A 13066-nucleotide genomic window follows, 5' to 3' on the forward strand; every position below is an offset into this window, starting at 1 on the left:
CGTGCGTCTGGCGCTCCCGGAGCGGCGGTGTAGAGCACGGACATGATCCGCATCAGCGAACTGAAACTGCCGCTTCACCATCCCGACGAGGCGCTGCCGGCGGCGATCTGCCGCCGCCTGCGGGTCACGCCGCGTGAACTGATCCGGTTCACGATCGCGCGTCGCGGCCACGATGCCCGCGACAAGAGCAACATCGTGCTCGTCTATTCGATCGACGTCGCAGTTAAGAACGAAGCAACGGTGCTCGCCCGGCTCCGCCGCGACCGCGACGTGCAATTGACGCCGGACACGCGCTATCACCTTCCCTCAGCGCCACCGGCCGGCGCGCTGCGCCCGGTGGTGATCGGCGCCGGCCCGTGCGGGCTGTTCGCCGCGCTTATCCTTGCCCAGGCAGGTCATCGTCCGATCGTGCTGGAGCGGGGCAAGGTAGTGCGCGAACGCACGAAGGACACCTGGGGGCTATGGCGGCGGAGCGTGCTGAACCCTGAGTCGAACGTACAGTTCGGAGAGGGCGGCGCTGGCACCTTTTCGGACGGGAAGCTGTATAGCCGCATCAAAGATCCGCGGCACTTGAACCGCAAGGTGCTGACCGAGTTCGTCAAGGCCGGCGCGCCGCCAGAGATCCTGATCGAGGCGCATCCGCATATCGGCACCTTTCGTCTCGTCACGATGGTCGAGAGCATGCGCGCCTCGATCGAAGAACTCGGCGGCGAATATCGGTTCAGTACCCGTGTCGACGGGATGGATATCCAGGCGGACGCCGCGGGCGCACGGCAGGTCCGCGGTCTGCATCTGAGCGACGGATCGTACCTCGAGGCCGATCATGTCGTGCTGGCGATCGGGCATAGCGCGCGAGACACGTTTGCCATGCTCCACGCCGCCGGCGTCTATGCCGAAGCAAAGCCTTTTTCGATTGGGGTCAGGATCGAACATCCGCAATCCTGGATCGACCGTGCACGCTTTGGTCATGAGGCTGGGAATGCGATCCTCGGTGCGGCCGAATATCATATCTCGCACCACTGCTCGAACGGCCGAACCGTCTACAGCTTCTGCATGTGCCCCGGCGGCACGGTGGTTGCCGCCACATCGGAGGAAGGGCGGGTCGCCACCAACGGGATGAGCCAATATTCGCGCAATGAGCGCAACGCGAATTCCGGTTTCGTCGTGGCGATCGATCCCGCGCGTGACTATCCGGGCGATCCACTGGCCGGCATCGCCCTGCAGCGCCGGCTGGAAGAGCAGGCGTTCGTGGCGGGCGGGTCAAGCTACAAGGCTCCGGCGCAGCGCGTCGGAGATTTCCTGGCAGGCCGCGCCTCGACGTCGATCGGATCGGTCGCGCCCTCCTACAAGCCTGGAGTAGAGCCGACCGATCTGTCGCTTTGCCTGCCCGATTTCGTGGTGGCCGCGATGCGCGAGGCGCTGCCGGTATTCGGCCGCCAGATCAAGGATTATGACCATCCCGACGTGCTAATGACCGGCGTGGAAACGCGTACCTCGTCGCCGGTTCGGTTTACCCGCGGTGGGGATGGCCAGAGCCTCAACACCGCCGGGCTCTTCCCCGCCGGCGAAGGCGCCGGCTACGCAGGCGGCATCCTTTCTGCCGCAGTGGATGGCATCCGAACTGCCGAGGCAGTCGCGCAAAGCATCGCCGCCGCCGGATGACCTTGCTGCTCTTCAACAAGCCATACGACGTGCTGAGCCAGTTTACCGATCGCGGCTCACCGACCAAGCGAGCGACGCTGTCCGACTATATCGATGTTCCCGGCGTTTATCCCGCCGGCCGCCTCGATCGCGATAGCGAAGGGTTGCTGCTGTTGACCGACGATGGCCGGCTGCAGGCACGCATTGCAGACCCTCGCTTCAAGCTGGCGAAGACCTATCTTGTTCAGGTGGAGGGCGAGCCAGGCATCGAGGCGCTTTCGGCGCTTCGCCGCGGGGTAGATTTGAAGGACGGTCTGACGCGTCCCGCCGATGTGGAGCGGATCGACGAGCCGGCGCTTTGGCCCCGTGATCCGCCGATCCGTTTCCGGGCCAGCGTGCCCGATTGCTGGCTCCGGGTTACGATCCGCGAGGGGCGCAATCGTCAGGTCCGTCGGATGACGGCGGCGGTGGGGCATCCGACGTTGAGGCTGGTGCGCTGGCAAATTGGCGACTGGACGTTGGGCGACCTCGCGCCCGGCGCCTATCGCTCCGCATGAAGATCTACTTCGACGGCGGGTTGCGACCACTGCCCGCCGGTATGGAAATCGCCACAGTCGTTGGCGGGCGCGCACAGATCACCCGCAGCCTGGGTCCCGGCACCAGCATGGAGGCGGAATGGCTTGCCCTGATTGCCGCTGCGCGGCTCGCCATCACGCTTGAAGCAAGTGCGCCGATCCTGCTCGGCGACTGCCTGCCGGTCATTCAGCAGGCGACCGGCCGTACGCGCACGCCGCCGGTTCACCGCCCCCACCTGCTGACCCTTCAGTCGCTGCTGCCACTTGGGAGCCGGCTACGTCACGTCAAGCGGACCCAGAACTTGGCCGGGATCGCGCTTGAAAAAGGCTCCTTCACGGCCTGGTGGTCGACGGCCACTTCACCCCGATCTGATCAAGATAGGTCCGGTGCTTGGCTGGATTGTAGTAGAACGGCCGCATCTTCTCGCGATACGCGCCCATGATGTCGGCGTTCATTTCAATGTACGGTTTTTCATCGGTCAGCACCGGCTGATATTTCACGTCCTTTGTCTGCACGTCGCTGAAGTAGCTTTTTGCACCGGCGAGCAGCTTGGGATCAAGGAACAGGTCTAGCATCGTCATCGCCATGGCCTTCGCGCCCGCGATCGCCCCCTTGTGTGCGATCGGCGTGGCCATTGCGATGGCGTTGGACCAATTGTGCCCCGGCAGGTTCGGGATGTTCGACGGGTAGCGGATCGTGATCGTCGGCTTCGTCCAGGAGACATCGCCGATATCGTCAGACCCACCGCTCTTGGGCTCGGGATCTGGCGGGTTCAGCTTGTCCAGTTCGGTGTCGAGCCCGGTTTCCTTGCCCCCCACCAGCTTCTGCACCGCACGGGCGAATTGCTGCTCCTCCGGGGTCCAACTCGGCAGGCCGACCTTCTGCATGTTCGCATGAGCCGCCTCGGCCATCGGGCGGTTCATGTGCTGAGGCGCCGCGGTGCCGATGATGCGGTGGCTGACCGTCGTGTCGGTCATCATCGCGGCGGCATTGGCGATCTTGGTGCCGATCTGGAAGTTCTTGTGAATGTCCGCGAAGGTCTGTTCGCGGAAATAATACCAGACGGTCGCCTCGGACGGGACGACATTGGGAAAGTCGCCGCCGTCCTTGATCACATAATGCGACCGCTGCTCAGGCCGGAGATGCTCTCGGCGAAAATTCCAGCCTGCGTCCATCAGTTCGACCGCATCGAGCGCGCTGCGGCCACGCCAGGGCGCTCCTGCCGAGTGCGCCGATTCTCCCGAAAAGGTATATAGGACCGACACCCCGCCCGTACCGCTCGGCTGGCCCCAGTTTGTCGCCAGGTTTGAGCTGACGTGAGTGAACAATACCGCGTCTGCGTCCTTGAACAGGCCGTCGCGGACGAAGAATGCCTTGGCAGCGACAGGCTCCTCGGCGACCCCCGGCCATAGCATCAGCGTGCCGGGGATCTTCTCACGGGTCATCAGGTCCTTGACCGCGATCGCGGCGGCGATGTTCACCGCCTGCCCGGAATTATGTCCCTCGCCATGGCCGGGCGCGCCCGCTACCAGCGGCTCGCGCCAGGCGACGCCGGGCTTCTGGCTCGCCTTGGGGATGCCATCGATGTCGGATCCGACGGCGATCACCGGGCCGCCGCTGCCATTCGTCCAAGTAGCTGTCCAGGCAGTCGGGATGCCGGCCACGCCGCGGACAACGGTGAAGCCGTTCTTCTCCAGCACGGCGGTAATGTAGCGGGAGGATTCCACCTCCTGCATGCCCAGCTCGCCGAAGCTGAACAGCGAATCGATCATCTCCTGCACCATCTTCGCCTGGCGATCGACCTTTGCCGCAGCTTCCGTCTTCAGCGCGTCGAGCCTTGCCGGGTCGGTCTGCGCAGCGGCAGGAGACGCGGTCGCGAAGTGGAACACACCGGCAAGCAGGGCGGCACGAAGCATGGGGCGAGCGATCAAGAGCGGTCCTTTCGCAGGAAGCGCGCAGGATGGCGGATCGAGGGGTGAAAGCAACGACGCGGCCGCGCACGGCACAGGCAAATCGCAAGGATGACCATAGCCTTCGCGCATGACCGCGGTTCTCATGGCCCAAGTTTCGGGGCAGGATCAGCTGATGCACGCCCCATCTTCCCCTTCCCGCCAGCCGCTTGCCCCGGCCTTTCTTGATGCGGCGCGGAGTCGGTTCGGCCGCCAATGGCACGAGAGCGGTGCGATGCTGGCGCAACATGGCCGGTCCGAGGCGCATTTCGGCCCCTCCCCACCCGACGCGGTGCTGTTCGCCCAGAACACACAGGATGTCGTCGACCTCGTGCGCCTGTGCACCGCGCATGACGTGCCGATCGTCCCCTTCGGCGCCGGCACATCGATCGAGGGCAACGCGCTGCCGATCCATGGCGGCGTCAGCGTCAACATGTCGGAGATGAACGCGGTTCTGGCCGTGCATGCGGAGGATTTCGACTGCACGGTGCAGGCGGGCTGCCGCCGCGAGGAATTGAACCTGCACCTGCGCGACATGGGGCTGTTCTTTCCGATCGAGCCCGGCGCCAATGCAACGATCGGCGGCATGGCGTCGACGCGGGCGAGCGGCACCAATGCAGTGCGCTATGGCACGATGCGCGAGGCGGTGCTGTCGCTGACCGTCGTCACCCCGGACGGCAAGGTCATCAAGACCGGCAGCCGGGCGCGCAAATCCGCCGCCGGCTATGACCTGACGCGGCTGTTCGTCGGCGCCGACGGGACGCTGGGGATCATCACCGAAGTTACGCTGCGGCTGCACCCGATCCCGGAGCAGATCTCCGCCGCCGTCTGCGGCTTCGCGACCTTGCAGGGGGCGGTGGACACGGTGGTCCAGTCGATCCAGTCGGGTGTTCCGCTCGCACGGGTCGAACTGCTCGACGTGATGCAGATCCGCGCCGTCAATCGCTGGTCGAAGCTGGACCTGCCCGAGACGACGACGCTGTTTTTCGAATTTCACGGATCGCCGGCGGGCGTCGCCGAGCAGGTCGCGACGGTGGAGGCGCTGGCGGCGGAGAATGGCGGCGGCGATTTTGCCTGGTCGACGCTGCCGGAGGAGCGCGCCCGGCTGTGGAAGGCGCGGCACGAGGCCTATTGGGCGGCGGTCAACCTGCGCCCCAATGCCGTCGGCTGGTCAACCGACGTGTGTGTACCGATCAGCCGCCTGCCAGCGTGCATCCTGGAGACCCAGGCCGATCTGGCGACGTGCAGCGTGCCGGCGACGATCGTCGGCCATGTCGGCGACGGGAATTTCCACGTCATCTTTTCGATCGATCCAACCGCGCCGGAGGAACTGGCGGAGGTCGCCGCGGTCAATGCGCGGATCGTCGAGCGCGCGCTGGCGATGGACGGCACCTGCACCGGCGAGCATGGCATCGGCCTCGGCAAGCAGGACTGGCTGGTCGCCGAGCTGGGCGATGCTGTCGACATCATGCGGACGCTGAAGCGCACATTGGACCCGAAGAATCTGTTCAATCCGGGCAAGATCTTCGCGCTGTAGATGGCCGCTGACGCGGCGCCGACGGCCATCGCCGGCGCGCGTCGGACGCACGTTCAGGCGGTCGATTTCTTGATCAGCGCCGAACGCAGGCACTGGCAGACGATCTCGTCGCGCTGGTTCAGCAGCCGGTGTGCGAAGGTGACGATCCCGGCGCCGGGACGCGAGCGGCTTTCCTTCAGCTCATGCACCTCGCTCTCGGCGCGCAGCGTGTCGCCGATGAACACGGGCTTGGGCATGACCAGTTTGTCATAGCCGAGGTTGGCGACCAGCGTACCAAGGGTGGTGTCACCAACCGACAGGCCCACCATCAGCGCGAAGGTGAAGGTGCCGTTGACGAGGATCTGGCCGAACTCGCTGGCGCGTGCCGCCTCGACATCGAGGTGAAGCGGCTGCGGATTGTGGGTCATGGTGGAGAACAGGAGGTTGTCCGTTTCCGTCACCGTCCGCCGGATCTCATGAACCAGCCGGTCGCCCACCTGCCACTCGTCGAAATACCGCCCAGCCATCAGCCCTCTCCCTGTTCGATCCGCGCCAGCAGCGTGCCTTCGGGCACCTGAGCGCCCGCAACGACCTTCAGCGTGCTGACCACGCCGTCGAACGGCGCCAGCAGCGCCTGTTCCATCTTCATGGCCTCCAGCACCAGCAGGCGTTCTCCACGGGTCACCGCCTGTCCTTCCTCGACCAGCACCGCAATGACACGGCCGGGCATCGGCGACATGATCGCGCCGTCGCCCTCCCCCGCCCCGCCGGCGTGGTCAGCGCGTGGCAGGCCGAACGACCATGCCTCGCCATCGAGGAAGAGAACGTCATCGGCGATCGTCGCCGGCGGCGCCTTGGCGCGTTCGACCAGATACGGCGTGCCGTCGACTTCGACCTCCACGCGCTGCACGGCGGCGGCGTTGGCGCGGAAACCGACCAGATCCTGCCACGGATCGCCATTGGGGGCCGGCACGATCGCTGCCGCGGCGGCCTGAAGCACCGCGTCGGATGGCGTGGTGCCGGGGATCAGCCGCTCGGCGTGACGTTCGATAAAGCCGGTGTCGATCCGGCCGGCGACGAAATCGACGTCGGCAGCAGCGCGCGCGAGGAAGGCCGCATTGGTGCGCACCGGCCAGACCTGCGTATGCCGCGCCGCATCGGCGAGTTTCGCCGCCGCGGCAGCGCGCGTCTCGCCATGAACGATCAACTTGGCGATCATCGGGTCGTAGAAGGGCGTGACCTCGCCGCCCTCCTCGACCCCGCTGTCGACCCGCACTCCATCAGGGAAACGCAGCCGATCGAGCGGGCCGGTGGAGGGGAGAAAGCCGGTAGCGGGATTTTCCGCGTAGAGCCGTGCTTCCATCGCCCAGCCGTTGATCGCCAGATCCTCCTGCCGCAGCGGCAGCGGCTCGCCAGAGGCGACCCGAAGCTGCCATTCGACCAGGTCCTGCCCGGTGATCGCTTCGGTCACCGGATGCTCGACCTGAAGACGGGTGTTCATTTCCATGAACCAGATGCGATCGGCGCGAAGCCCCTCCGAGCCATCGGCGATGAACTCGATCGTGCCGGCACCGACGTAATCGACGGCCTTGGCCGCGCGCACGGCGGCGTCGCAGATCGCCGCGCGGGTTTCCGCGTCCATGCCGGGTGCGGGCGCTTCCTCGATCACCTTCTGGTGACGGCGCTGCAGCGAGCAGTCGCGTTCAAACAGATGGACCACATTGCCCAAGGTGTCGCCGAACACCTGCACCTCGATATGGCGGGGCGACAGGATGTACTTTTCGATCAGCACGCGATCGTCGCCGAACGATGCCGCCGCCTCGCGCTTGCAGCTTTCCAGCATGGCATCGAAGTCGGCGGCGGCGTCGACCTTGCGCATCCCCTTGCCACCACCACCGGCGACTGCCTTGATCAGCACCGGGTAGCCGATCGCATCCGCCTCGGCGCGCAGCCGGTCGGGGGACTGGTCCGCACCGAGATAACCAGGGGTGACCGGCACGCCTGCCGCGATCATCCGCTCCTTGGCCGCATCCTTCAGCCCCATGGCGCGGATGCTGGCGGGCGGCGCGCCGACCCAGACGAGCCCGGCGGCAACGACAGCCTCCGCGAACTCGGCATTCTCGGACAGGAAGCCGTACCCGGGGTGGATCGCCTGTGCGCCGGTCGTGCGTGCCGCCTCCAGCAGACGATCCTGCCGCAGGTAGCTGTCCGCCGCGGCGGCGGTGCCGATGCACACTGCCTCGTCCGCCTCGCGCACGAAGGGCATGCCGGCGTCGACATCGGAATGGACCGCGATGGTGCGGATGCCGAGGCGGCGCGCGGTGCGAATGATGCGGCGCGCGATCTCGCCGCGATTGGCGATAAGGAGACTGTCGATCATGGCCATTACATCCGGAACACGCCGAAGGACGGCGACTGAGGGATCGGGGCGTTCAGCGCCGCGGAGAAGGCGAGCCCCAGCACGTCGCGGGTCTGCACCGGGTCGATGATCCCATCATCCCACAACCGCGCGGTGGCGTAATAGGGATTGCCCTCGTCCTCGTACTTCTGGCGGATTGGCGCCTTGAACCGCTCGGCCTCCTCCGGCGTCCAGGTCTCGGCATCGCGGTGCACGGTGGCGAGGACGCTGGCGGCCTGCTCCCCCCCCATCACCGAGATGCGCGCATTGGGCCAGGTGAACAGGAAGCGCGGGCTGTAGGCGCGGCCGGCCATGCCGTAATTGCCGGCGCCGAAGCTGCCGCCGATCAGCACGGTGATCTTGGGCACCGACGCAGTAGCGACCGCGGTGACGAGCTTGGCGCCGTTCTTGGCGATCCCCTCCGCCTCATATTTGCCGCCGACCATGAAGCCGGAGATGTTCTGCAGGAACAGCAGCGGCACGCGGCGCTGGCACGCCAGCTCGATGAAATGGGCGCCCTTCAGCGCGCTTTCGGAGAAGAGCACGCCGTTGTTGGCGAGGATTGCGACCGGCATGCCCCAGATGCGCGCGAAGCCGCAGACCAGCGTGGTGCCGTACAGCGGCTTGAATTCGTGGAAATCGGAGCCGTCGACGATCCGGCCGATCACCTCATGCACGTCGTACGGCGCGCGCACGTCCTGAGGCACGATGCCGTACAGGTCCGCGGGGTCGAGACGCGGCGGGATTGGCGCGGTAATCTCGATGTCGACTGATTTGGGGCGGTTCAGCGTCGCCACGATGTCTCGCACGATCAGCAGCGCGTGCTCGTCATTCTCGGCAACATGGTCGACGACGCCCGACTTGCGGCCATGGGTGTCCGCCCCGCCCAATTCCTCCGCCGAGATGACTTCGCCGGTGGCGGCCTTCACCAGCGGCGGACCCGCGAGGAAGATCGTGCCCTGGTTGCGCACGATGACGCTTTCGTCTGACATCGCGGGGACATAGGCGCCGCCGGCGGTGCAGCTGCCCATCACGCAGGCGATCTGCGGGATGCCCTTGGCCGACATCTGCGCCTGGTTGAAGAAGATGCGGCCGAAATGATCGCGGTCGGGAAATACCTCCGCCTGGTGCGGCAGGTTCGCCCCGCCGCTGTCGACGAGGTAGATGCACGGTAGGTGGTTTTCCTGCGCGATCTCCTGCGCGCGCAGATGCTTCTTCACCGTCATCGGGAAATAGGCGCCGCCCTTCACCGTCGGATCATTGGCGACGATCATGCACTCACGGCCGGAGACGCGGCCGATGCCGACGATCATGCCGGCGCCGGGCGCGCCATCGTCATACATGCCGTTGGCGGCCAGCGCGCCGATTTCAAGGAACGGCGAACCCGGGTCCAGCAACCGCTCGACGCGATCACGCGGCAGCAGCTTGCCGCGCGCCACATGGCGGGCGCGATGCTGCTCCGACCCGCCAAGCGCGGTGCGAGCGATGGTGGCGCGCAGATCCTCCGCCAAGGCACGATTGTGCGCGACGTTGGCCTGGAAATCGTCGGATGTCGCCGACACCTGGGTTGGGATGCGTGGCATAAGCGTTCCTATTGCGCGCGCGGTGCGTCACCGGCGATCAGCTCCCGGCCGACCAGCATGCGACGGATCTCGTTGGTACCCGCGCCAATGTCGAGCAGCTTGGCGTCGCGCCAGTAACGCTCCACCGGCCAGTCGCGGGTGTAGCCGGCGCCGCCCAGCGCCTGGATCGCCTCACCGGCCACCTTCACGGCGTTCTCGGAGGCAAGCAGGATGCACCCCGCCGCGTCAAAACGCGTCGTCTGCCCGGCGTCACACGCCTGCGCGACGGCATAGACATAAGCGCGCGAGGAATTCAGCGCGACGTACATGTCCGCCACCTTGGCCTGCATCAGCTGGAAGTCGCCGATCGGGCGGCCGAACTGCTTGCGCTCACGCACATAGGGCAGGACCACGTCGAGGCACGCCTGCATGATGCCGATCTGGATGCCCGACAGCACCACGCGCTCATAATCCAGGCCGGACATCAGCACTTTAACGCCGCCATTCAGCGGCCCCATCACCTGATCGTCGGACACGAAGCAATCGTCGAACACCAGTTCTGCGGTGGGCGAACCGCGCATGCCGACCTTGTCGATCTTCTGCCCGATCGAGAACCCTGCGAGACCCTTCTCGATCAAGAAGGCCGTGATACCCTTCGAGCCAGCCTCCGGCGCCGTCTTGGCGTACACGACCAGCGTGTCTGCATAAGGGGCGTTGGTGATCCAGAATTTGGTCCCGTTCAGCCGCCAGCCGCCATCCACCTTGTCCGCGCGCAGCTTCATCGACACGACGTCTGATCCGGCGCCCGCCTCCGACATGGCCAGGCTGCCGACATGTTCGCCGGAAATGAGCTTGGGCAGATACTTCGCCTTCTGCTCTTCGTTCGCCCAGCGCCGGATCTGGTTCACGCACAGGTTGGAATGCGCGCCATAGCTGAGCCCGATCGCCGCCGAGGATCGACTGACCTCCTCGCAGGCGATCAGATGCTCCAGATAGCCGAGGCCAAGTCCGCCATCCTTCTCCTCGACGGTGATACCGTGGAGGCCGAGCGCACCCATTTCGGGCCACAGTTCACGCGGGAAGCTGTCTTCCGCATCCACCCGCGCCGCGATTGGCTCGATCCGGTCGAGCGCCAACCGCCGCGTGGTCGCGCGGATCGTGTCCGCCATCTCGCCCAGCCTGAAATCCAGGTCCGCCATGTCAGTCTCCGATCCAATTTGACGGCCAACGTAGGAGCGGCCGCGTCATTTGGAAAATTGAAACAGGCGGATGCACGATATAGATGAACTCTATGATCGAGCGTTATCACCTCCGCTATTTCCTCGCGGTCGTGACCAACGGTAATTTCTCGCGAGCGGCGGCGGCGTGCAATGTGTCGCAGCCGACCTTGTCCGTCGGGATCGCGAAGCTGGAAAAGCTGCTCGGTAGCCCCTTGTTCAGCCGTACCAACCGCCGGGTTGCACTGACCGATGCGGGCGCAAAGCTGCTGCTGCACGCCCGCACCATCGAGGCGAGCTTTGCTGCAGCAGAACGCGACGTCGCGGGCAGCAGTGTGCCGCAGACGTTGCGCCTGGGGGTTCTCACCACGATCGCTCGACGCTGGATCGAGGAGCTACTTCGCGACGAGACCCTGTTCCTGGACGGCGGGCGCATCGAAATCGTCGAGGGTAGCGAGCGCGAGTTGCGCGGCCGCCTGGCGCGCGGCCGGATCGATGCAGCGCTGACGATATTGCGTGATGGTGATGCCGGGGGCACTGCGCAGCGGCTCCACACCGAAAACTACATGCTGGCGCTAGGCCGCGATCATCGGCTTGCCGCACGCCGATCGGTACGCGCGGAGGATCTGAGCAAGGATGCCATGATCCTTCGACGCCACTGCGAACTGCTCCCGGAAACGAGCCGCTTCTTCACCGCGCACGGCATCCGCCCGTTCTTCGCCGCGCGAACGACCAGCGAAGCGAAGGCGATCAGCTATGTCCGGGCAGGCCTGGGCGTCACCATCATGCCCAGAACGCTGGCCGAAGAGGGCGTGGTGATGGTGCCCCTCGATGGGTTCGACTTCACTCGCGACGTTGCGTTGATCTGGGCACCCCACGTCCAAGCCGAACGCGGGCCTCGCTCACCGGTCGCTGCTGCGATGGTGCGAATTGCGAGCGCCGAGGCAGAGCGGGACAGCCTCCCACAGCCATTCTAGCGTAACTCGGATATGCGGCCACTGATTAGAACAGTCGAGCTCCTCTCTGCGCGGAGGTGCGATAAGCCGGGTCGCGGCTTTTAGTACATTTTGAGCGGCGGGGCGGAACGCGAGCCAGCATCCCGTAGAGCTATAGGTCATCCTGTGAACCGCAGTCAGCGGAGCAACGCGGGCACCGGGTCTGAATGGCCTCGATGGCGCCGCAGACTAGTTTCGAGCGGCGACAGCACCGTGAACGCCAACGCCTTCTGCCGCGTTGCAGATTTGAAAGGTGTCGGAGCAGCGCTGAGCTAGCTTCTTCTACGTCCCTTTGCGCGGTGTCGGCCCGGACGCAAAAAGCCTCCGGTGGTGACCTAGGAGGCGTTGCAAATCGTGTTGGTTGCGGGGACAGGATTTGAACCTGTGACCTTCAGGTTATGAGCCTGACGAGCTACCGGGCTGCTCCACCCCGCGACACTGGTTTGGTCCATGGGGTCCATGGTTGGAACGCGAACGCCTCCGCGTGAGCGGAGGCGACGGTGTCCGTGATGGACGACAAGATGAATGGGTTCGTTGTACCGTTTTTGACTGGTGTGCACCGGCTACAATGCCTGGCGACGCCCTACTCTTCCATCGCTTAGGCGATAGTACCATTGGCGCAGTCGGGTTTCACGGCCGAGTTCGAGATGGGATCGGGTGGGACACCGACGCTATGGTCACCAGGCAATGAAGCAGGTGCACACGTCACCCCATGAAGTGTTACTTCATGGGGACCCCGGTTAAGGGGTATCGTGAACGGTTCTAAAATCGATGCACATTTACGTATGTAAGTTGTTCTGGCGTCGAGCTTTCAATCATCCGACCTCGCGGACAACCCAGGGTTGTCGTTGATGGTGGGACTCTCAAGCGCGAATAGGACGATTAGTATCGGTTAGCTCCATGCGTTACCGCACTTCCACATCCGATCTATCAAGGTCGTGGTCTCCGACCGTCCTGTGAAATCTTATCTCGAGGGAGGCTTCCCGCTTAGATGCTTTCAGCGGTTATCCCGTCCGTACATAGCTACCCTGCTGCGCCGTTGGCACGACGACAGGTACACCAGAGGTACGTTCAACCCGGTCCTCTCGTACTAGGGTCAACTCCTCTCAAATTTCGACGCCCACGGCAGATAGGGACCAAACTGTCTCGCGACGTTCTGAACCCAGCTCACGTACCACTTTAATTGGCGAACAGCCAAACCCTTGGGACCTG

9 protein-coding genes, 1 tRNA gene and 2 rRNA genes are annotated in these 13066 nt (G+C 65.1%); 4 read left to right on the forward strand and 8 right to left on the reverse strand.

Going from position 1 to position 13066, the window contains the following annotated elements:
* Nucleotides 1–42: 42 nt before the first annotated feature.
* Both K0S66_RS08615 and K0S66_RS08620 read left to right on the forward strand, forming a co-directional pair.
* Entirely contained in the window at nt 43–1662 is a 1620-nt protein-coding gene (locus K0S66_RS08615) for an NAD(P)/FAD-dependent oxidoreductase (protein ID WP_301074919.1), read from the forward strand.
* A complete protein-coding gene (locus K0S66_RS08620) occupies nt 1659–2198 on the forward strand; it encodes a pseudouridine synthase (RefSeq protein WP_301074920.1) in 540 nt (179 codons plus the stop codon). The genes K0S66_RS08615 and K0S66_RS08620 overlap by 4 nt, the downstream gene beginning before the upstream one ends.
* Before the next feature lie 351 nt (nt 2199–2549).
* On the opposite strand, the gene K0S66_RS08625 is transcribed toward K0S66_RS08620, so the two are convergent.
* Nucleotides 2550–4133, reverse strand: coding sequence for a peptidase dimerization domain-containing protein (locus K0S66_RS08625; protein ID WP_301074921.1), 1584 nt, complete (start codon nt 4131–4133; stop codon nt 2550–2552).
* 169 nt (nt 4134–4302) lie between these two features.
* Between K0S66_RS08625 and K0S66_RS08630 the strand changes: the two genes are divergently transcribed.
* Complete coding sequence (locus tag K0S66_RS08630) at nt 4303–5703, forward strand: FAD-linked oxidase C-terminal domain-containing protein (RefSeq protein WP_301074949.1); 1401 nt, start codon at nt 4303–4305, stop codon at nt 5701–5703.
* 53 nt (nt 5704–5756) lie between these two features.
* Here K0S66_RS08630 and K0S66_RS08635 read toward each other — a convergent pair whose 3' ends face one another.
* The 4 genes from K0S66_RS08635 to K0S66_RS08650 are packed head-to-tail and all read right to left on the reverse strand — an operon-like array spanning nt 5757 to nt 10841.
* Nucleotides 5757–6209, reverse strand: a complete 453-nt coding sequence (locus K0S66_RS08635) for a MaoC family dehydratase (RefSeq protein ID WP_301074922.1) — start codon at nt 6207–6209, stop codon at nt 5757–5759.
* Entirely contained in the window at nt 6209–8062 is a 1854-nt protein-coding gene (locus tag K0S66_RS08640) for a biotin carboxylase N-terminal domain-containing protein (RefSeq protein ID WP_301074923.1), read from the reverse strand. Before K0S66_RS08640 ends, K0S66_RS08635 begins: the two co-directional genes overlap by 1 nt.
* A 5-nt stretch (nt 8063–8067) precedes the next feature.
* Nucleotides 8068–9663, reverse strand: coding sequence for a carboxyl transferase domain-containing protein (locus tag K0S66_RS08645; RefSeq protein ID WP_301074924.1), 1596 nt, complete (start codon nt 9661–9663; stop codon nt 8068–8070).
* 8 nt (nt 9664–9671) lie between these two features.
* Nucleotides 9672–10841: an acyl-CoA dehydrogenase family protein gene (locus K0S66_RS08650; RefSeq protein WP_301074925.1), complete on the reverse strand. Its 1170-nt coding sequence runs from the start codon at nt 10839–10841 to the stop codon at nt 9672–9674.
* Between the two features lie 92 nt (nt 10842–10933).
* On the opposite strand from K0S66_RS08650, the gene K0S66_RS08655 reads away from it, so the two are divergent.
* Nucleotides 10934–11836 (forward strand): LysR family transcriptional regulator, encoded by a 903-nt coding sequence (locus tag K0S66_RS08655; protein ID WP_301074926.1) that lies wholly within the window; start codon nt 10934–10936, stop codon nt 11834–11836.
* 376 nt (nt 11837–12212) lie between these two features.
* Here the strand turns inward: K0S66_RS08655 and K0S66_RS08660 are convergent.
* The 3 genes from K0S66_RS08660 to K0S66_RS08670 all read right to left on the reverse strand — a co-directional run.
* Nucleotides 12213–12289, reverse strand: a tRNA-Met gene (locus K0S66_RS08660).
* Between the two features lie 135 nt (nt 12290–12424).
* Nucleotides 12425–12539, reverse strand: a 5S ribosomal RNA gene (gene rrf / locus K0S66_RS08665).
* A 178-nt stretch (nt 12540–12717) separates the two neighbouring features.
* Nucleotides 12718–13066 (reverse strand): 23S ribosomal RNA (locus K0S66_RS08670); the annotation flags it as partial.

The sequence above is a fragment of the Sphingomonas sp. genome, assembly GCF_029239295.1.
Lineage (GTDB): Bacteria > Pseudomonadota > Alphaproteobacteria > Sphingomonadales > Sphingomonadaceae > Sphingomonas.